The sequence below is a fragment of the Bradyrhizobium rifense genome (assembly GCF_008123425.1).
In the GTDB taxonomy this organism is placed as follows: domain Bacteria; phylum Pseudomonadota; class Alphaproteobacteria; order Rhizobiales; family Xanthobacteraceae; genus Bradyrhizobium; species Bradyrhizobium rifense.
The window spans coordinates 18756-39133 of sequence record NZ_VSSS01000033.1 but is presented as its reverse complement, the minus strand read 5'-3'; the positions used below and the strand labels follow the sequence as shown (position 1 = coordinate 39133).

At 64.1% G+C, this 20378-nt stretch carries 17 protein-coding genes; 11 read left to right on the top strand and 6 right to left on the bottom strand.

Features of this window, described 5'->3' with window-relative positions; translation table 11 throughout:
- Positions 1–9: 9 nt before the first annotated feature.
- A complete protein-coding gene (locus tag FXB40_RS22465; RefSeq protein WP_148774384.1) occupies positions 10–474 on the top strand; it encodes a nuclear transport factor 2 family protein in 465 nt (154 codons plus the stop codon).
- Here FXB40_RS22465 and FXB40_RS22460 read toward each other — a convergent pair.
- The 6 genes from FXB40_RS22460 to FXB40_RS22435 are packed head-to-tail and all read right to left on the bottom strand — an operon-like array spanning position 471 to position 8136.
- Positions 471–1145 carry a spermidine synthase gene (locus tag FXB40_RS22460; protein ID WP_148774383.1) on the bottom strand — a complete coding sequence of 225 codons (675 nt, stop codon included), beginning with the start codon at positions 1143–1145 and terminating at the stop codon, positions 471–473. The genes FXB40_RS22465 and FXB40_RS22460 overlap by 4 nt on opposite strands.
- A gap of 30 nt (positions 1146–1175) precedes the next feature.
- Positions 1176–4412: a bifunctional cytochrome P450/NADPH--P450 reductase gene (locus FXB40_RS22455; RefSeq protein WP_148774382.1), complete on the bottom strand. Its 3237-nt coding sequence runs from the start codon at positions 4410–4412 to the stop codon at positions 1176–1178.
- Positions 4413–4462: 50 nt separating this feature from the next.
- Positions 4463–5458 carry an alpha/beta fold hydrolase gene (locus tag FXB40_RS22450; protein WP_187437070.1) on the bottom strand — a complete coding sequence of 332 codons (996 nt, stop codon included), beginning with the start codon at positions 5456–5458 and terminating at the stop codon, positions 4463–4465.
- Between the two features lie 22 nt (positions 5459–5480).
- A complete protein-coding gene (locus FXB40_RS22445; RefSeq protein ID WP_148774381.1) occupies positions 5481–7031 on the bottom strand; it encodes a WS/DGAT/MGAT family O-acyltransferase in 1551 nt (516 codons plus the stop codon).
- A gap of 47 nt (positions 7032–7078) precedes the next feature.
- The gene (locus tag FXB40_RS22440; RefSeq protein WP_148774380.1) at positions 7079–7879 is read right to left on the bottom strand and encodes an esterase/lipase family protein; all 801 of its coding nucleotides are present in this window, start codon (positions 7877–7879) and stop codon (positions 7079–7081) included.
- On the bottom strand, positions 7879–8136 hold the full coding sequence (locus FXB40_RS22435) for a DUF6489 family protein (protein ID WP_148774379.1): 258 nt from the start codon (positions 8134–8136) through the stop codon (positions 7879–7881). Before FXB40_RS22435 ends, FXB40_RS22440 begins: the two co-directional genes overlap by 1 nt.
- A 376-nt stretch (positions 8137–8512) precedes the next feature.
- Between FXB40_RS22435 and FXB40_RS22430 the strand changes: the two genes are divergently transcribed.
- The 10 genes from FXB40_RS22430 to FXB40_RS22385 all read left to right on the top strand — a co-directional run bounded on the left by FXB40_RS22430 (position 8513) and on the right by FXB40_RS22385 (position 20370).
- Positions 8513–10111: an ABC transporter substrate-binding protein gene (locus FXB40_RS22430; RefSeq protein ID WP_148774378.1), complete on the top strand. Its 1599-nt coding sequence runs from the start codon at positions 8513–8515 to the stop codon at positions 10109–10111.
- A gap of 101 nt (positions 10112–10212) precedes the next feature.
- Positions 10213–11193, top strand: coding sequence for an ABC transporter permease (locus FXB40_RS22425; RefSeq protein ID WP_148774377.1), 981 nt, complete (start codon positions 10213–10215; stop codon positions 11191–11193).
- 1 nt (position 11194) lies between these two features.
- On the top strand, positions 11195–12154 hold the full coding sequence (locus FXB40_RS22420; RefSeq protein WP_148774376.1) for an ABC transporter permease: 960 nt from the start codon (positions 11195–11197) through the stop codon (positions 12152–12154).
- 13 nt (positions 12155–12167) lie between these two features.
- Positions 12168–13154 carry an ABC transporter ATP-binding protein gene (locus tag FXB40_RS22415; protein WP_148774375.1) on the top strand — a complete coding sequence of 329 codons (987 nt, stop codon included), beginning with the start codon at positions 12168–12170 and terminating at the stop codon, positions 13152–13154.
- A complete protein-coding gene (locus FXB40_RS22410) occupies positions 13151–14140 on the top strand; it encodes an ABC transporter ATP-binding protein (protein ID WP_148774374.1) in 990 nt (329 codons plus the stop codon). Before FXB40_RS22415 ends, FXB40_RS22410 begins: the two co-directional genes overlap by 4 nt.
- 81 nt (positions 14141–14221) lie before the next feature.
- On the top strand, positions 14222–16027 hold the full coding sequence (locus FXB40_RS22405) for a gamma-glutamyltransferase family protein (RefSeq protein WP_148774373.1): 1806 nt from the start codon (positions 14222–14224) through the stop codon (positions 16025–16027).
- 9 nt (positions 16028–16036) lie between these two features.
- Positions 16037–16747 carry a DUF1028 domain-containing protein gene (locus FXB40_RS22400; protein ID WP_148774372.1) on the top strand — a complete coding sequence of 237 codons (711 nt, stop codon included), beginning with the start codon at positions 16037–16039 and terminating at the stop codon, positions 16745–16747.
- On the top strand, positions 16744–17733 hold the full coding sequence (locus FXB40_RS22395; protein WP_148774371.1) for an ABC transporter ATP-binding protein: 990 nt from the start codon (positions 16744–16746) through the stop codon (positions 17731–17733). Before FXB40_RS22400 ends, FXB40_RS22395 begins: the two co-directional genes overlap by 4 nt.
- Positions 17733–18839, top strand: a complete 1107-nt coding sequence (locus tag FXB40_RS22390) for an ABC transporter ATP-binding protein (protein ID WP_187437069.1) — start codon at positions 17733–17735, stop codon at positions 18837–18839. Before FXB40_RS22395 ends, FXB40_RS22390 begins: the two co-directional genes overlap by 1 nt.
- 22 nt (positions 18840–18861) lie before the next feature.
- On the top strand, positions 18862–20370 hold the full coding sequence (locus tag FXB40_RS22385) for an ABC transporter substrate-binding protein (protein ID WP_148774369.1): 1509 nt from the start codon (positions 18862–18864) through the stop codon (positions 20368–20370).
- Positions 20371–20378: the final 8 nt, after the last annotated feature.

The following is a 20378-nucleotide window of genomic DNA, read 5'->3' as shown; positions in this document are numbered from 1 at the left end:
GGAGCTCACATGCATCTCATCGTCCGGTCGGCCGCAATGGTCGCCGCTTCAATTCTCATGCTGTCCTTCGCCGGCGGCGCCGCGATGGCCGGCAGCACGCAAGAGGAAGCCAATCGCAAAGCGGTGCTGGCGTTCTACGAGAAAGGTCTCAATCAGAAGGACGTCGACGCGGCCCTCGCCTATGTCGGCGACCGCTACACCCAACACAATCCGAACGCTGCCGATGGTCCGGAAGGCTTCCGAAAGTTCATCGGCTTCCTGCGTGAAAAGTTCCCGAACTCGCACAGCGAGATCAAGAGTTCTTTCGTGGATGGCGACTACGTCATTCTCCACGTTCACGCGGTCCGCGAACCCGGCACCAAAGGCAACGCAATTGTCGACATCTTCAAGCTCGAGAACGGCAAGATCGTCGAGCACTGGGACGTGGTGCAGTCGATCCCGGAGAATCCGGCGAACAACAACACGATGTTCTAGCTCTTCTTCGCGATCCAGATCACGTGGCGCGCGCCGCCGCCCCTGCCGGTGGCGCGCACGTTGACCTCGTTGACGTCGAAACCGGCGCAGCCGAGACGCTTGGTGAAGGCGGGGTTGGGTCCCGACGACCAGACGGCGAGCACCCCACCCGGCCGCAGCGCCGTCTTCGCCGCTCTCAGCCCGCTCGCGCTGTAGAGCGCGTCGTTGCCCTTTCTTGTCAGCCCTTCCGGCCCGTTGTCGACGTCGAGGAGAATGGCGTCGAAGGCCGAGCTCTTCGCCCGGATGATTTCGCCGACGTCGGTCTGCCGGATGCTCACCCTCGCATCATCGAGACTGTCACCGAAGACCTCCGCCATCGGACCTCGCGCCCAGGCAACGACCGCCGGCACGAGCTCGGAGACCACGATCCTCGCCTTAGCTCCGAGCACGGTGAGCGCCGCACGCAAGGTAAATCCCATGCCGAGGCCGCCGATGAGGACGACGGGCTTTGCTACCGTCTCGATTCTCTTCGCCGCAAGCGTCGCAAGCGCGGCTTCGGAGCCCGACAGGCGGTTGTTCATTAGCTCGTTGGTGCCGAGCTTGATCGAAAACTCCTTGCCCCGCCGCATCAGGCGGAGCTCCTCGTCGGAGCCGGGGATTTTGGCGGTGTCGATCTTTTCCCAAGGAATCATGCCTGACGTTTAACACGATTGGGCTGGCGGTCACCCTCCGGCCCAAACGTCCAGCACATAGCGGTTCTTCGCGCCCATCTCCTCGATCCAGCGCGCACTGGCAGCCGCGTCGCCGCCGCTCTTCTCGCGATGGATCGCAACCAGCGCCGCCTTCACGTCCGGCTCCATCTTGCTGCCGTCGCCGCAGACATAGATGATCGCGCCCTGCTCGATTTGCGGCCAGACCTTGTCCTTCTGCGCGGCAAGCACGTGCTGCACATAGGTCTTCGGTCCGTCCGCGCGCGAGAACGCGGTGAAGAGCTCGGTGATGCCGCTCGCTGCCAGCCCCTTCAGCTCATCCGCGTAGAGAAAATCCTGGTCGGGATGTCGGCAGCCGAAGAACAGCATCGCCGGCCCAAGGGCAGCACCCTTGGCCTTGCGCGCGGCGCGTTCCTGAAGGAAGCCGCGGAACGGCGCCAGTCCCGTGCCCGGGCCGATCATGATGATCGGCACGGATGGATCATCCGGCAGCCGGAAGCCGGCTTTGGTCTCGCGCACCGTCGCGTAAACCGTGTCACCTGTGCGGCGGTTGGCGAGATAGTTCGAGCAGATGCCTTTGTAAGTGCCGCGCCCAGAAGCGGCCGGCCCTTCGACCACGCCGACCGTGACACCGCAACGCGCCGGATCGACCGACGGCGAGGACGAGATCGAGTAATAGCGCGGTGCCAGCAGCGAGAGCATTTCCAGATAGACGTGGAATGGCAATTCGCAGGCCGGATACTCCAGCAGCAGGTCGAACACGGATTTACGCCTGGCCAAAATCTCGCTGCGATAACGCTCGAGCGGCTCAGGCTCCTCGCCAACATAAGCCAGCAGCTTCGGCTTGGTGACGGGGCAGCGGGTGTGCTCAGCCATGATCTGGATCTGCTTCCGCGTCGCCACCTGCTGCAGTTCGACGAACTCGCTGAGCAGCCGGCCGACCGACACGGCATCGCCGACCGGCAATTGCGCGCGACGGCCCTCTGTGACCTTAAGCCTGATCTGGTCGGCCGGCAGGAAACCGAACCGGCGGGCAACCGAATCCACCAACGTCGGATCGTTTCGCGGAACGACGCTCAAATGGTCGCCGACCCGATAAGAGACATTGGACGGAAGCTGCACCTCGATATGACGCGTCGAGCGCTCCGACGGATTGGCGCCAGACTTGTTCTGGAGCTCGTCATTGACCAGCATCTTCATCGCCACAGCGCCACCCTGGGCAACGATGGTGTTGACCGCGGTCACCGCGACCGGCTCGATCGCGTAGAGCGGATCGTCCTCCGCGGTGCGCGTAAAATTCCAGTCGATGCCGAATTCCTTGGTCGCGACCTGGGCGGCGGCCGGGAACCACTTCTGGAATTGGCCATCTAGATCGCTGCGCGCATCGCCCTCGCCGCGCGGATAGACCGCACGTGCGCCATGCGTCGACAATTGCTCGTCGATGAAGCGCGGCACCGATTGATAGGTCGCCGCCCAGTCGCTGTTGCCACAGCCGAACACGGCGTAGCGGACATTGGCGAAGGCGTCTTTCGGCAAGTCGTCGCCGAGCCATTTGACAAACTGCGTCGCATTGTCAGGCGGCGCCCCATTGTAGGAGGCGCAGATGATCAGCACGCCGCCCTCTTGCGGCAGCTTGCCGACGTAGTCGTCGAGCGGCCCGAGATGCACGGCAAAGCCGTTGATCTCCGCAAGATCGGCCATGCGCGTCGCAAGCTCCTCGGCCGTGCCGAGATTGGAGCCGTAGAGCACCAGCATCGGCGTGTTGTGGCCGAGCCGCGCCGTCGGCTGACGCGGTGCCATCGGTGCCGAAGCCGCCGCCGCGATCGGACCGCCATAAGCACCGCGCTCGCGATCCGCACGTGGCCGCACTTTGATCTTGAAGCCTTCCGGCTTCATCGTCAGCGTTTCCTTCAAGTGCATCTGATAACGCTGATGGTCGATCAGCCGGAAGCGCTGGAGGATCATGCCGAGCGCGAGTGCAGCCTCGTGCATGGCGAAGCCGCGGCCGATACACGCGCGCTGGCCGTTACCGAACGGCTTCCACGCATTGACCGGACGTTTGGCTTCGGCTTCCTTGCTGAAATTCTCTGGATCGAACGCATCGGGATTGGGGCCCCAGACGCTGGGGTCGCGATGCAGCGCGGTCACCAGGATCGTGGTGAAGGTGCCCTTCCTGAGCTTGTACTTGCCGCCGCCGATGGTCTCGTCCTTGAGCGGCGAGATGCCATAGGCCGGCGCCGGCGGCCACAGCCGCAGCGCCTCCTTCAGGATCTGCGTGATGTAGGTGAGCTGCGTCACCTGCTGATAGGTTGGCTTCGCATTGACGTCAGGACCGAAGACGCGATCGACCTCGTCATACGTCTTCTTGAGAAGGTCCGGGTGCTTCAGGAGCGCATAAAGCGTGTAGGAGAGCAGGCCGCTGGTGGTCTCGTGCCCCGCGATCAGGAATGTGTTGATCTGGTAGCGGATGTTGACGTCATCGAGCTGCTCACCGGTCGATCGATCGACGCCGGTCATCATCGCGGCCAGCATGTCCTTCTTGTCGTCGATGCCTTCCGCGCCCTTGCGCCGCTCGGCAATGATCTCGTCGACCATCTTGTTCATGAAATCGACGTCTTCACCCATCGTCTTCCGCCGCTTCTGCATCCAGAGCTGCTCGAACGGCAGGCCGCGGGTCATCATGATGGTTTCGAGCGAGCGCACCAGCGACTCGACGAAGGGATGGTAATCGCGCCGGTAGAACGAGTTGAAGCGGTAGTCGAAGCCGCAGAGGCCGATCGTGTCGAGCGTCAGCGCCGTCATGTCGTGAACGACGTCGATCTCCTCGTCGGCATTGAGCCGCTCCCATTTGTGAACGAGCTGCTCGGCGATATCGACCATGCTCGGGTGGTAGGACTGCATGGCGCGGTTGCCGAACGGCTGCAGCAGGATGTTGTGCGCCTTGCTCCAGTTCGGCTCCTTGGTATCCGCCGTGAACAGACCGTCGCCGCCGACCGCGCGCACACGCCGCAACGCGCCGCGCACGGCCTTGTCGAAGCGTTTCTCGTCGGAAAGCTCGTCAACGAGATCGTGGCCGGAGACGACGACGATCGGCGAGCCCATCATGTCGAGCCAGAAGATCGGCCCGAGCTCCTTGGCAAGCCGCGTCAGGTTCTGCACCGGTGCTGCCGAATCCAGCGACAGCATGTTGCCGACCACCGGCTTGGTCGGCGGCTGCGGAATCGGGTCCAGACGGTTCTTGGATGACATTGACGTGCGTATCCCCCTGATAGTCGCCATTCACACGGACGACTGCGTGGTCAGCCAAACCGCCTTCTACGCCATTCGATCAGCTTGGCGCTGACCTCTTCCGGCTTCTCCTGCTGCGTCCAATGGCCGCTGTCTTTCACGAGATACTTCTCGATATCCGCCACCAGCTTCTCCATGCCGTCGGCCGCCGACGGCGGCAGCACCGCGTCGTTCTCGGCCATGATCATCAGCGACGGCACGCTGATGTGGTGATCGAGCCCCTGCGACCGCTCCCAATTGCGGGTGAAGTTGCGATACCAGTTGATGCCACCGGTGAAGCCGGTCTTCGTGAATGTGTCGACGAACACCTTCTTCTCGTCAGCCGACAGGATCGGCGTGCGCGGATCGTGCCTGGCGTCGTAATTCGCGATCATCTGCGGGAACGCGAGGTTGATGCGGGGTGATGCGCCGACGCCGGCGATCGGCTCCTCCTGAGGCGTACCGGCAGGCCGGGCGACCGGCTTGCGCATGAAGGCGTCAAAGGCCTGCTCGACGCGGCTGCCGAAAATCCGGTCCGGCTCGCGCGCGGGATCCTGAAACTGGACGATGTACATCTGGTCGCCGAAGCGCTGGCGGAACAGTGCGATCGGATCCATCGGCGCGCGGTCCCAATGCGGTGTGTTGACACCGACAACGCCGGCAACACGCGCGGGATGGCGCAACGGCATTTGCCAGACGACGAAGCCGCCCCAGTCGTGACCGACGAAGATCGCCTTGTCGATGTTCAGATGATCCAGCAGCCCGACGAGATCGCCAGTCAAATGCTCCATGTCATAGGCCTCGACCGGCTCGGGCCGATCGGTCGCGCCATAGCCGCGCTGGTCCGGGGCGATCACGCGGATGCCGGCCTCGCTCAGCGCCTTGATCTGGTGGCGCCAGGAGAAGGCGAGTTCGGGCCAGCCATGGCACAGCACCACCGGCGGCTTGTCGGTGACTGGGCCCGCCTCGTAATAGCCCATCCGGATTCCGTTCGTCTGCACGAACTTGAGCGGCGGCATTTCGATCATTGCAAAAATCCTGACAAACTTCCTATTCCGCCGCGCCCTTGATGTCGGCCGCGGGTGGCGTATAGGCCGCTTCGAGCGCGGCAAACTCCTCCGGCAGCATGTCGCACATCACCTGCACATGCGGAATGATGTTGGCGCCGACGATGAAGCCGAAATCGAGTTGGTCGCGGTAGCTCTGCACGGTGATGTTCAGCGCCTGCCCATGTGTCGAGATCGATACCGGGAAGATGTGCAGCAGTTCGGCACCGGCGGCGTAGAGCGTCTGCCGCGGGCCCGGCACGTTGGACACCGTGATGTTGGCCGCCGGCGGCAGCACGTCCGAGAGGTCGGAGCGGCTGTACAGCAGCGCCATGATCTGCACGATGATCGGCGCGCCCAGCATCGAGATGTTGGAGACCTGCGGCATCAAGGCCCGCAACGGATGCGACATCTCCTTGGACTTGGCCGACTGCGCGATGATGGCCTCTAACCGCGCCTTGGGATCCTCGATATTGGTCGCGATCGAGCAGATCATGCCGAACACCTGGTTGTTGGCCTCGGTGTTGCCCTCCTCACGCAGCGAGATCGGCACGGCGGCGGTCAGCGATTTCGCCGGCAATGTGCCGTATTGCTGGAGATAGCGGCGGACCACGCCGGAGGCGAGCGCCAGCACCACGTCGTTGAGCTTGCCACCGGCCTGCTTGGCCAGCGCCTTGGAGCGCGACAACGAGATCGACACGCCGGCAAAGCTGCGCTCCGACGAAATCGACTTGTTGAGCATGGTCGGAGGCGACACCATGCTGGCGAGGCTTTCGCGCGACTTCGGATCGGAAATTTTGCCGAGCACCTCGGAGACGCTCTTGACCATGGTCGGGATATTGCCGGCGAAGCGCACAGCGCTCTCGATCTGGTACATCGCATTGTCGAACAGGATCGAGCCGATGTCGCTCTTGCCGGTGCGCGGCAGTTGCAGGTTCTTCGCGGCCGCCGAGGCATCGAGCGGCTGGGTGAAGAGCTGCTGATAGGAATCGAGCAGGTTCGCCGCGATATCGCGCGGCTCCTGTCCCGGCCTTGATCCGCCCGTCGGCGGCTCGACCTTTCGCGGGATCGGCGAGATGTCGTAGATCATGTTGGTCAGGGCGGCACCGGCACCGCCGTCGATGGCGGCATGGTGCATCTTGGAATAGAGCCCGACCTCGTTGTCCTTCATGCCCTCGAACACGTAGAACTCCCAGAGCGGGCGAGCGCGGTTCAGGAGCTTTGCATGCATCCAGCCGACGATGCGCTCGAGCGTGGCGCGGTCGCGTGGCGCCGGCAGGCTGGCGCGGAAGATGTGGCGGTCGATGTCGAACTGGTCGTCCTCGACCCAGGTCGGATGATCGATGTCGAGCGGCGCCTTCTCCAGGCGCGCCTTGAGGATCGGCGCGATGTGCAACCGCGAGACGATCATCGCCTTGAAGTCTTCGAAGAAGTCGCCCTTGTAATCCTCAGGCAGGCGAAAGATCGCCATGCTGCCGACATGCATCGGCATTTCCGGCGTTTCCAGATAAAGAAATGACGCATCTAGCGACGACAGCTTCTTACCGTCAGCCATAGTTCCCTCCCGTAGAATTTGACGGGCGCCTTAGGTAGCGCTTCTCGTCAGGCCGATACTGCCCGCTCCGGCGGGGCATATGCAATGGCAAACGGACCGGACCGGTCAAATGGCCAGAACTCCCCCTCCGGTTGCGCCAGGCGATCCGCCACCGCCCACAAGGCAGCCGGGTTCACCCCGAGCCCGATATGGCTTGCGAAATGCACCTCGATATTCTCGGCCCGGTCGGAGGGGTGAAGCAGGCAAGTCCGCCAATTCACGACGCCGTCTGTGCGCGAATAGATCGACGTCGCCGGCACCGGAAGATCGCCGGCGATCGCTGCGCGCGCTTCCGCGAAATCCTCGACCCGCTCGCCGGACAACGCCTCATAGAGCGCTGTCGCGTTGGTGGCCCGCACATCATTGGCAAACGGGCTGCCGAGCGTGATGACGGAGCGGACCATGTCGGGCGCCTGGAGCGCGAGATCCCTGGCATAGACACCACCGAGGCTCCATCCGACCAGGCTGACCTTGCGTCCGCTTGCAGCGTGGATTTCGCTGAGGCGGGTGTGCATGGCTTCCCGCATCCGCGCCAGTCCGCCGAGATTGCGGCCCATCCGCCAAGCATGCGCCTCATAGCCGAGTGCGCCGAGATAGCGCCGCATCGGTGCCATCGAGAGATCACTGGCGAGAAAGCCCGGAAGCGCCAGCACCGGATGGCCGTCTCCCCTGGGCGCGCGCATCAGCAGCGGCGACAGCAGGACGCTGGCGTTGAATTCGAACAGGCTGCGCGCCTCCGCGAGCAGCAGGCCAAGGGCCGGCGGACGAAGCCGGCCCGAGCCTGGCGCCCCGTCGCGCGCGGTCGGCATTATTTCTTCTTGTCGCCGCTGCGCGGGCTGCCGAGACCGGCCATGGTCACGAACATGTCCTGAAACCGTTCGGCGATCTTGGGATCGAAGGTGAACCAGCTCTGGATCAGCGATTCCGGCGAGACCTTGTCGATGTTGCTCAGGACCTGCTGCTGCAGCTTGTCCATCACCGCGGTCTGCATCGGCGACACGTCGGGCAACCCGATGAACTGGCGGGCCTCGAGGGGGGTGCAGTCGATTTCGATATTAACTTTCATGTCCCCTCCGGATGAGATTCGAGCGGCGTCACACAGTATCGCCGCGACATGGTGTGCGACGCAAGCGACCTGAGACGTGAGGCCGGGCACGGGCCTCCCCAATCGGCGGGTATGGTCAATCAAATTGTCGGCGCGAATGGACGCCGGCGGGGCCGTTTCCGCCCTCATTCTCGGGACCGGGCTGGCCGAAAGTCCAATGTCGCCCATATGCCTCTCACCCCTAAATTGTTGGTCAGCATTGCTGCACAGCGGTGCAACTTGGCGCGTTCCTTGCTGGAATGGCGCTTGCACGGGTCGAGAACTCTGGGCAACATGGATCGATCAGCCCCGCCGAACAATCAAAAATCACGGTGCGGGCGAGTGGAGAGGGTCAAGAATGTCAGTCGGACGAAGTCTGTTTGCGGCGACGCTCGCCGGTGCGCTTGCGTTGGCGGTCTCGCCGGCGCTGAGCCAGACGCTGCGCTACGCCAACCAGGGTGAGCTGAAGTCGCTCGACCCCTACACGCTGAACGAGTCGACCACCAGTGCGCATCTCGGTCATGTCTATGAGGGCTTGGTCGCGCGCGGCAAGGACCTGAAGATCATCCCGGCGCTCGCCGAAAGCTGGGAGACGCCGGAACCGACACGCTGGCGCTTTCACCTGCGCAAGGGCGTGAAATTCCACAACGGCGACCCCTTCACCGCGGATGACGTCGTGTTCTCGGCCGAGCGCGTACGGGCGAAAGGCTCGAATTTCCAGAGCCGCGTTCCCGCCGACGCCAAGGCCGTCAAGATCGACGATTACACCGTCGATTTCATCCTGACCTCGCCCAATCCCATCCTGACGGCGCTGTGGGCGACCTGGTACATCATGGACAAGAAATGGGCAGAGGCGAACGATGCGGTGGCACCGACGCCGGCAGCCGCAACGACCCCGAGCTATGCCTCGCTCCATGAAAACGGCACCGGCCCCTTCACGATCGAGAGCCATCAACCGGGCGTGAAGACCGTCTTCAAGGCCAATCCGAACTGGTGGCGCAAGCCGGAACATAATCTCAAGGAGATCATCTTCACGCCGATAGCAAACCCGGCCACGCGTGTCGCGGCGCTGTTATCAGGCGAGGTCGACGTGATCGAGCCGGTTCCTGTCCAGGACATCGAGCGCGTCAAGGCAAGCCCCAACGCCACGGTGCTGACGGGACCCGAGCTCCGCACCATCTTCGTTGGCATGGATCAGGCACGCGACGAGCTGCTGTATTCCAACATCAAGGGCAAGAACCCGTTCAAGGACGTTCGCGTCCGCGAAGCCGTCTACCGGGCGATCGACGTCGACCTGATCAAGAATCGCGTCATGCGCGGACTGTCCACGCCGTCCGCATTGATGGTCGCACCAGAGATCTTTGCCTCGAAGGACTTCACCCGGCCGAAGTTCGATCCCGACGCCGCCAAGAAGCTTCTGGCAGACGCCGGCTATGCTGATGGTTTCGAGGTGACGATGGACTGCCCGAACGATCGCTACGTCAATGACGCCGCGATCTGTCAGGCCGTCGTCGGCATGCTCGCCCGGATCGGCATCAAGGTGGAGCTGCTGGCGCAACCCAAGGCCCAGTATTTCGCCAAGGTGCTGAAGCCCGGTGGCTACAAGACCTCGCTGTTCATGCTGGGCTGGACCCCGGATACGCTCGACTCCCAGAACGTGCTGCACGACATCATGGGCTGCCGGGACGACCCCAAGGACCCCAACCGCGGTGAAGCCAATCTCGCCGGCTATTGCAACAAGCAGTTCGACGAGCTCGCCGACAAGGTTCTGGTGGAATCCGATACGGCCAAGCGCGATCAGCTGATCAAGCAGGCTTTCGAGGTCTCGATGAAGGACTGGGCCTATGTCCCGCTGCACCAGCAGGCGCTCGCCTGGGGCGTGTCGAAGAAGGTGAAGCTGACCCAACGTGCGGACAACATGGTCATGCTCTACTGGGCGACCAAGCAGGACGAGTAGGTGTCGACAAGTTGTGAAGTCCCGGAAGCCAAGGCTTCCGGGACTTGCTTTTTCGGGCTAACGCGATGATGCGTGCTGCTGAAGAGATGTGAAAGGAACAGATGCTCGCTTTCACACTGCGCCGAGCCATCCAGGCCATCGGTGTCATGATCGCCGTCGGAATCATCTCGTTCTCGATGTTCCGCTTCGCCGGCGATCCGGTAAACCAGATGGTCGGGATGGATACGTCGGGCGCCGAACGCGCCGCGATCCGCAAATCGCTCGGCCTCGACGATCCCGTGATCGTGCAGTTCGGCCGCTATGTCGGCAACGCCGCGCAGTTCAAGTTCGGGGTGTCGTACCAGTTCCGCCTGCCGGTCTCCAACCTGCTGATGGAGCGGATGCCCGCGACACTGGAGCTCGCGATCTGCGCCACCATCTTCGCAATGGTCAGTGGCATCCTGATGGGGGTCTATTCGGCACTTCGCCGTGACAGCTTGCTCGCGCATGTATTCCAGGCCGTCTCGCTGATCGGCATCTCGCTGCCGACCTTCCTGATCGGCATCCTCATGATCTACCTGTTCTCGGTGACGCTCGGCTGGCTGCCCTCGTTCGGGCGGGGCGATGTCGTGCATATCGGCTGGTGGACGACCGGGCTCCTGACTTGGTCAGGGTTGAAAGCGTTGATCATGCCCTCGATCACCCTCGGCCTGTTCCAGATGACGCTGATCATGCGGCTCGTCCGCGCCGAGATGCTCGAGGTCATGCGGACCGACTACATCCGCTTCGCCCGCGCCCGTGGGCTCACTACGCGGGCGATCCATTTCGGCCACGCGCTGCGCAACACGCTGGTTCCCGTCATCACCGTCGCCGGCCTGCAATTTGGCTCGGTCATTGCATTCGCAATTATCACCGAGACCGTGTTCCAATGGCCGGGCATGGGGCTCCTGTTCGTGCAGGCCGTTCAGAACGTCGATATCCCGATCATGGCGGCCTATCTGATGATGGTGTCCCTAATCTTCGTCACCATCAATCTCGTGGTTGATATCCTCTACACCATCGTCGATCCGCGGCTGCGCTCGACGGTCAGCCGGGCGCACTGACATGAGCGAGGCCGTCGTTCCACACAGCACCGAGAAGCGCGCTGCCCCACCTGGCTGGTTCAGGCGTTCGCTCGACAGCGACCTGTTCTATTCGTTCCGCCGCTCCAGGATCACCATGATCGCAGCCGGTGTAACGCTGCTGTTCTTTCTGATCGCGATCTTCGCTTCGGTGTTGTCGGTGCAAAATCCGTTCGACCCGGCGCAGCTCCAGCTGATGAATTCGCGCATCTCGCCGCTCTGGACCGCCGACGGCCAGAGCCCGTTCCTGCTCGGCACCGACGAGCAGGGCCGCGACGTGCTGTCAGCGATCCTTTACGGCCTGCGCATCTCGCTGCTCGTCGGCGTGCTCGGCGTCGTCTTGTCCGGCGCGCTCGGCATCATGCTCGGGCTGACAGCCGGCTATTTCGGCGGCGCCGTCGACGGACTGATCATGCGCATCGCCGACGTGCAGCTTTCCTTTCCGGCCATCCTGATCGCGCTCTTGATCAACGGCATCGCCAAATCGGTCTTTGGCAACAAGCTCGACGAGATGAGCATGCTGGCGGTCCTGGTCTTCGCGATCGGCCTGAGTTTTTGGGTGCAATACGCGCGCACGGTGCGCGGCTCGGTGCTGGTCGAGAAGAACAAGGATTATGTCGCAGCCGCGCAATTGATCGGCCTGCCCGCCCCCGTGATCATGCTGCGCCACGTGCTGCCGAACACAATGGGGCCGATCCTCGTGATCGCCACCATCAACCTCGCGCTCGCCATTATCACCGAGGCGACGCTGTCGTTCCTCGGCTCGGGGATGCCCGAGACCATGCCGTCGCTCGGCACGCTGATCCGCATCGGCAACGGCTATCTGTTCGCCGGCGAATGGTGGATCGTCGCATTCCCCGGAATCGCGCTCGCGGCCCTGATCCTGTCGATCAACCTGCTCGGCGACTGGCTGCGCGACGCACTCAACCCGAAACTCCGATGAGTATGCAGCGTTCATGACCGAACCCGTTCTCTCCGTCCGTAATCTTCAGGTCGAGTTCGCCTCCCGCCGCGGCACGCTGCGCGCGATCGACGGCGTCTCCTTCGACATCGCCAAGGGCGAAGTGCTCGGCGTGGTCGGCGAATCCGGCGCGGGCAAATCCGTCACCGGGCTCTCGGTGATCGGCCTGATCGATCCGCCCGGCCGCATCTCCGGCGGAGAGATACTGCTCTCCGGCCTACGCATCGACAATCTGCCGCCGGAGGAGATGCGCCGCGTCCGCGGTAAACGCATCGGCATGATCTTCCAGGATCCCCTCACCTCGCTCAATCCGCTGTACAAGATCGGCGACCAGATCGTGGAGACGATCCGGACGCATCTGAATCTCTCCGAGACTGCTGCCCGCCGCCGCGCCATCGACTTGCTTGCCGAGGTCGGCATTCCCGCGCCCGAAAAACGTATCGACGGCTACCCTCATGAATTCTCCGGCGGCATGCGGCAGCGCGTGGTGATTGCGCTGGCGATCTGCGCCGAGCCGGAGCTGATCATCGCGGACGAGCCGACCACCGCGCTCGATGTCTCCGTGCAGGCGCAGATCATTTCGCTGATCAAGCGTCTCGGCCGCGACCACGGCACCGCCGTGATGCTGGTGACGCACGACATGGGCGTGATCGCCGAGACCTCGGACCGCGTCGCGGTGATGTATGCCGGCCGCGTCGCGGAGATCGGCCCGGTGCAGGACGTCGTGAGGAACCCGTTGCATCCCTACGCCAAGGGCCTGATGGGCGCGATCCCGACGCTTGCCGGCGACGACAAGCGCCTGGTGCAGATTCCAGGCTCCATGCCGCGCCTCTCGGCGATCCCGCGCGGCTGCTCGTTCAACCCGCGCTGCGCTTCCGCGTTCGATCGCTGCCGCGTCGACCGGCCCGAGCCGCTGTCGCGTGGCACGCAGTCGGTTGCCTGCCATCTCTATGACAGCGTGCCCACGGAGACCGCGGCATGAGCGCCCCGTTCGTCCAGGCGACAAATCTCCGCCGCGTCTTCGACGTCTCAAAGCCCTGGCTCAACCGCTTGCTGGAAGGCGGGCATCTCGAATATCTCAAGGCCGTCGATCACGTCACCTTCGACATCAGGAAGGGCGAGACCTTTGCGCTGGTCGGTGAGTCCGGCTCGGGCAAGACCACGGTGGCGCGGATGGTGGTCGGCCTGTTGCCGCCAAGTGCTGGCAACGTCCTGATCGACGGCGTCTCGATGACCGATCCGCGGCAAGGGCAGGCACGCCGAAAGCTGCGCCGCCGCATCCAGATGATTTTTCAGGATCCCTATGCGAGCCTGAACCCGCATTTCCGCGTCGACGCCATCATCTCCGAGCCGATCCGCGCCTTCGACCTGATCCAGGGCGAACGCGATATCCAGGCGCGCGTCGGCGAGCTGCTCAACCTCGTTGGCCTGCATCCCGACGATCGCCTGAAATTCCCGCACGAATTCTCCGGCGGCCAACGCCAGCGTATCGCAATCGCGCGGGCGCTCGCCTCCGACGCCGAATTCATCGTCTGCGACGAGCCGACCTCGGCGCTCGACGTCTCAGTGCAGGCGCAAATCCTGAACCTGATGCGCGACCTCCAGGACAAGTTCGGCCTGACCTATTTGTTCATCAGCCATAACCTCGCCGTGGTCCGCCACATGGCGAGCCGCGTCGGCGTGATGTATCTCGGCCGCATCGTCGAGATCGCGGAAGGCAAGGAGTTGTTCGCCAGTCCGCGCATGCCCTACACCAAGATGCTGCTGGGCGCCGTGCCTGATCTTGCGATGTCCGGTCGCCAGCGCATTCCGGTGAAGGGCGAGATCCCGAACCCGATCAATCCGCCTCCCGGCTGTGCCTTCAATCCGCGCTGCCCGCTGGCGTTCGACCTCTGCCGCAAGGAGGCACCGAGCCTGATCGACGGCGTCGCCTGCCATGCGGTTAACACCGCGCCGGTCCCGGCATGACGCGCGCGTGCCATGCGGCCTGCGCATTGGCCGCCAGGCATCGCCTGTGATCAATTGCGCGCGCCGTAAATGAGGTAGCCCATGGCCAGCATCGTCAATCCCGATCCCTTCACGACGCGCCCCGAGATCGAGGGCACGTTCGGTGTCGTCGCCACCACGCACTGGATCGCGACCGCCGTCGGCATGGCTGTTCTGGAAAAGGGCGGCAATGCCTTCGACGCTGGTGTCGCCACCGCCTTCACGCTTCAGGTCGTCGAGCCGCATCTGAACGGCCCCGGCGGCGACGTACCTGTCATCGTCCATGACGTGAAGCGCGGCCGCACCGAGGTGATCTGCGGCCAGGGCCCGGCACCGGCGCGCGCCACGATCGCACATTACAAGAGCGAGGGCCTCGACATGGTGCCCGGCACCGGCCTGCTTGCGGCCTGCGTCCCAGGCACCTTCGAATCCTGGATGATGTTGCTCCGCGACTACGGCACGATGCGCGTCCGCGACGTGCTGGAGCCCGCGATCTCCTATGCCCGCGACGGTTATCCCCTGGTCGAGCGCGCCTGCGCCACGATCCAGACCGTCGAGCAATTGTTCCGCAAGCACTGGCCGACCTCGGCCGCTGTCTACCTGCCGAATGGCGAGGTGCCGAAGCCCGGCACGCTCTTCACCAACAAGACGCTTGCGGCGACCTATACCCGCATGCTCAACGAGGCCGAAAGCGGCGGCGGTGGCCGCGACGCCGAGATCGAGCGTGCGCGAAAAGCCTGGTCGCACGGCTTCGTCGCCGAAGCCATCGACAAGTTCTGCCGGACGCAGGAGGTGATGGACGTTAGCGGTTCGCCGCATCGCGGCGTGCTCTCCGCCGACGACATGGCACGCTGGCAGCCCACGATCGAGGCGCCCCTCACCTACGATTATGGCCGCTACACCGTCTGCAAGGCCGGCGTCTGGAGCCAGGGTCCGGTGACGCTGCAGCAGCTCGCGCTGTTGAAAGGCTTTGCGCTCGACGGACTCGATCCGACCGGGCCGGAGTTCATCCATCTCCAGATCGAATGCGCAAAACTCGCCTTCGCGGACCGCGAGAAGTTCTATGGCGATCCCAAGTTCAGCGAAATCCCGATCGCGACGCTGCTGTCGGACGCCTACAACAACGAGCGCCGCAAGCTCGTCACCGACAAGGCCTCGCTCGATTTCGTACCCGGCACCGTCGAAGGCTTCGGCGGCGTGGTCAAGCTGCGCCGTGCCGAAGGACAGCGCGAAGCGGTCGGCGCACTCGGCGCCGGCGAGCCGACGGTCGGACGGTTCGGCGAGGTGCGGGGCGACACCGTGCATTTCGACATCATCGACAAGGCCGGCAACATGGTGTCCTCGACGCCGTCTGGCGGCTGGCTGCAATCCTCGCCGATCATTCCGGAACTCGGCTTCTGCCTCGGCAGCCGCGCCCAGATGTTCTGGCTGGAGGAAAACCATCCCGGCTCGCTCGCACCGGGCAAGCGGCCGCGCACCACGCTGTCGCCGACCATGGCGCTGCGCGACGGCGAGCCGTACCTCGCCTGGGGCTCGCCGGGCGGCGACCAGCAGGATCAGTGGATTACGCAATTCTTCCTGCGCCACGTCCATTGCAACCTCAATCTCCAGGAGGCGATCGACGCGCCGGCCTGGCACTCCGAGCATTTCCCGATCTCGTTCTGGCCGCGCACCTCGCGCCCCGGCGTGCTCGTGGTCGAGAACCGGGTGCCGAAGGCAACGATCGAGAACCTGCGCGAGCGCGGGCATATCGTCGAGGTCGGTCCCGACTGGTCCGAAGGCCGCCTCACCGCAGCCTCGCGCGTCGGTGTGCGCCGGCGCGCCGCCGCCAATCCGCGCGGCATGCAGGGCTACGCCGCGGGACGCTGAAGGCAGCACATGACCTGGTCGATCATCGCGCGCGATCCTGCCACCGGCCAGTTCGGCATTGCGGTAGCGACTCGCTTCTTCGCCGTCGGCGCACGCGTGCCCTACATCGCGGCGGGCGTCGGGGCCATTGCAACGCAAGCTTTCGTCAATCCCTATTACGGCATCGACGGCGTCAAGCTGTTGCGCGAAGGCCTGAACGCGCACGACGTGCTCGCCGCCCTGCTCGCGACCGACGACGGGCGCGAGAGCCGTCAGATCCACATCATGGATGCGAGTGGTGCGATCGCTGCGCATACCGGGCGCGATTGCGTCGACTGGTGCGGGCACATCGCAGGCAGCGGCTTTTCGATCGCGGGCAACATGCTCGCCGGCGCCGACGTTCTCGCCGAGACGGCTAAGACTTACATTGCCAATGACAGCCTGCCCTTCCCGCGCCGGCTGCTTGCGGCCATGCGCGCAGGCGAAGCCGCCGGCGGCGACAAGCGCGGCAAGCAGTCCGCGGCCCTGCTGATCCACGGCGAGGAGGAATGGCCGGCGCTGGATATTCGCGCCGACGACCATCCCGACCCGCTCGGCGAACTCGAGCGGCTCGAACGGGTCAGCCACGAACTCTGGGTTCACTTCCGCTCTTCCATGCCGACCCGGCAGAACCCGTCCGGCAACACCGATCGCAGCGTCATCGACGCCAGCATCGCCGCGGCTCGGGCGAGACAAGCATGAGCGCAAGCCCTCTCATCGAGATCAGCGACCTGCGCATCCGCTTTCACGGCGACGACGGCCGCGTCACCCACGCCGTCGACAGCGTCGATCTCAGCGTCGCCAATGGCGCGACGCTCGGCCTCGTCGGCGAATCCGGCTGCGGCAAGAGCGTGACCTCGCTGGCGATCATGGGCCTGCTGCCGAAGCAAACGACGGAGATATCGGGCGCGATCCGCTTCGACGGCTTCGACCTGCTGAAGACCCCCGACCAGACGCTACGCGACCTGCGCGGCAACCGGCTCGCGATGATTTTCCAGGAGCCGATGACCTCGCTCAACCCGAGCTTCACCATCGGCGACCAGATCATCGAGACCATTTTGCGCCATCGCGGCGGTTCGCGCCGCAGCGCACGGGACCGCGCGATCGAGCTTCTGCGTCGCGTCCACATCCCCTCGCCCGAGCGTCGGATCGACGAATACCCGCACAAGCTCTCTGGCGGCATGCGCCAGCGCGTCATGATCGCGATGGCGCTCGCCTGCGATCCACAGCTCTTGATCGCCGACGAGCCGACCACCGCACTCGACGTCACCCTGCAGGCCCAGATCCTGGAGCTGATGCGCGAATTGAAGGCCGCGAGCGGCGCCGCGATCATTTTGATCACCCACGATCTCGGTGTCGTCGCCGAAGTCTGCGACGAAGTCGCGGTGATGTATGCCGGCGAGATCGTCGAGCGCGCGCCGGTCGACGAATTGTTCTCCGCGCCGCAGCACCCCTACACGGTCGGACTGCTCGGCTCAATCCCGCGTCTGGACCATCGCGCCGAACAGCTTGCAACGATCGAGGGCATGGTGCCCAACATGGCACAGCCACCCGCCGGCTGCCGTTTCGCAGCGCGCTGCCCGTTCGTGCTGAACGACTGCACCAGGGCGCCGCCGCCACTGGTGGAAGTCAGTCCCGGCCACCTCTCGCGCTGCATCCGCGCGCCGCTCGAACGTCTGGTGTCGTGATGGCGCTGCTCGAGGTCAACGGCCTGGTCAAGCATTTCGTCGCCCAGCGCTCGCTGTTCGGCCGGGCGCTGGCGCATGTCAAAGCCGTCGATGGCGTGTCGTTTTCGCTCGAGGCCGGCAAGACGCTGGCTTTGGTCGGCGAGTCCGGTTGCGGCAAATCCACCGTCAGCCGTCTGGTGCTGCGGCTGATCGAACCCGATGCAGGCACGGTACGCTTCGACAGCCGCGATCTGCTCGCCCTCGACGCCGATGCGCTCCGCAAATTCCGCCGCGAGGCGCAGATCATCTTTCAGGACCCCTACGCCTCGCTCAATCCGCGCATGACGGTCGGCCAGATCCTGACCGAGCCGCTGGCGCTGCACGATCTCGTGCCATCGGCGCAGCGGCGCGAGCGCGTCGCGGAAATCTTGCGGCTGGTGGGGCTCGAGCCGCGGCTGGCGCGGCGCTATCCGCACGAGTTCTCCGGCGGCCAACGCCAGCGCATCGCCATCGCACGCGCGCTTGCGGTCGAGCCGAAGCTGATCATCTGCGACGAACCGGTCTCGGCGCTCGACGTCTCGATCCGCTCCCAGATATTGAACCTGCTGCGCGAGCTGCAGGACCGGCTTGGTCTGGCCTATATCTTCGTTTCGCATGATCTCGCGGTGGTCAAGCACATCGCCGACCGCGTCGCAGTGATGAATCTCGGCCAGATCGTCGAGGAAGCCGATGTAGACGAGTTGTTCGCCGAGCCACGCCATCCGTACAGCCGCGCCCTGTTGTCCGCGATCCCTCTACCGCAGCCTCACGCCAGGCGGGCGAAGATCGTGCTGCAGGGCGAGATCCCGAGCGCGCTCAATCCGCCGGCCGGCTGTCGTTTCCACACCCGCTGCCCCTTCGTGATCGATCGCTGCCGCACCGAAGCGCCGGCGCTAGTGGCTGACGGCGCTGGCCACGCCACCGCCTGCCATCGCGTCAGCGAGTTGCCCCCGGCCGACACCATCCTGCCCGTAGCGGCCGGGTTTACGCCGGAACTGGCAAAATTAGTCGCAGCCTTCAGCCGAAAGACGGAAGGCGCGGCCCCGGCCGGGGTTGGTATACAAAGTGCAAGGCCTACACCGACGTAGCCGGAGCAATGGGGACTATCCAATGAAGATGTTTCGCTGGGCCGCAACCGCCGCCGCTGTCCTGCTATCGCTTGGGGCCGCCCAGGCCCAGACCACCCTTCGCATCGGCATCGCCGAAGACCCCGACATCCTCGATCCCAGCATCGGCCGCACCTATGTCGGCCGCATCGTCTTCTCGGCTTTCTGCGACAAGCTGTTCGACATCGACGAGAAGCTCAACATCGTGCCGCAGCTTGCGCTGTCTTACGAAAATTCGGCCGACGGCAAGGAGATGACGATCAAGCTGCGGCCCAACGTCAAATTCCATGATGGCGAGCCGCTCGACGCCGAGGCCGCAAAATTCTCGATCGAGCGTCACATGACGCTGCCGACCTCGTTCCGGAAATCGGAGCTTGCCAGCGTCGACCACGTCGAGGTCGTGGATCCCCTCACGATCAAGCTGGTCCTGAAGACGCCCTACTCGCCGCTGATCGCCCAGCTCACCGACCGCTCGGGCATGATGGTGTCGCCGAAGGCGGCCAAGGAGGCCGGCGACAAGTTCGGCCTGCATCCAGTCTGTGCGGGGCCCTACAAGTTCGTCGAGCGTGTCCAGCAGGACCGCATGGTCTTCGAGAAATTCGCCGATTACTGGAACAAGGACAACATCCATATCGACCGCGTCGTGTTCCTGCCGATCGTCGACTCGACAGTGCGGCTGGCGAACCTCAAGTCCGGCGGACTCGACCTGATCGAGCGTGTGCTCGCCACCGACATCAAGGACGTCCGCGCCGATCCCAAGCTGGTGCTGTCGACGGCGCCCGAGCTTGGCTATCAGGGCCTGACCATCAACATCGGTAACGACAAGACCAAGGGGCCGCTGAGCCAGTCGGCGAAAGTGCGCAAAGCGCTCGATCTGTCCATCGATCGCGAGGCGATCAATCAGGTTGTCTTCAACGGCGAGTTCACTGCCGGCAATCAGTGGGTCAGCCCCACGCATCCCTACTACCAGAAATCATTCCCCGTTCAGGGCCGCGACATCGCCAAGGCCAAGGCATTGTTGAAGGAGGCGGGCGTCAGCCTCCCCGTAACTGTCGACTACATGGTCCCGAAGGGAACGGAGTATGAGGCCGTCGCCCAGGTCGTGCAGTCGATGGCCGCGGAAGCGGGCTTCGACATCAAGATCCGCGCCGTCGAATTCGCGACCACCTTCAAGCAGGCCCAGGCCGGCGAGTTCCAGGTGTTCCAGATCAACTGGAGCGGCCGCATCGATCCTGACGGCAATTCCTACATCTTCATGCGCAGCAAGGCACCGCAGAACGATGGCGTTTATTCGAACCCGGACGCTGACAAGCTGTTGGAAGAAGCCCGGACGGTCGCGGGCTTTGATGAGCGCAAGGCGATCTACGAAAAGCTGACCAAGATCCTGCTCGACGATCTGCCGATCATCTACATCTACCACCGCACGCTCCTGATCGCGCACACGACCAAGCTTCAGGGTTACCGGCAGATGCCGGATGGCCTCGTGCGCGTGGTCGGATTGAAGTTCAAGTGATCGCGGCA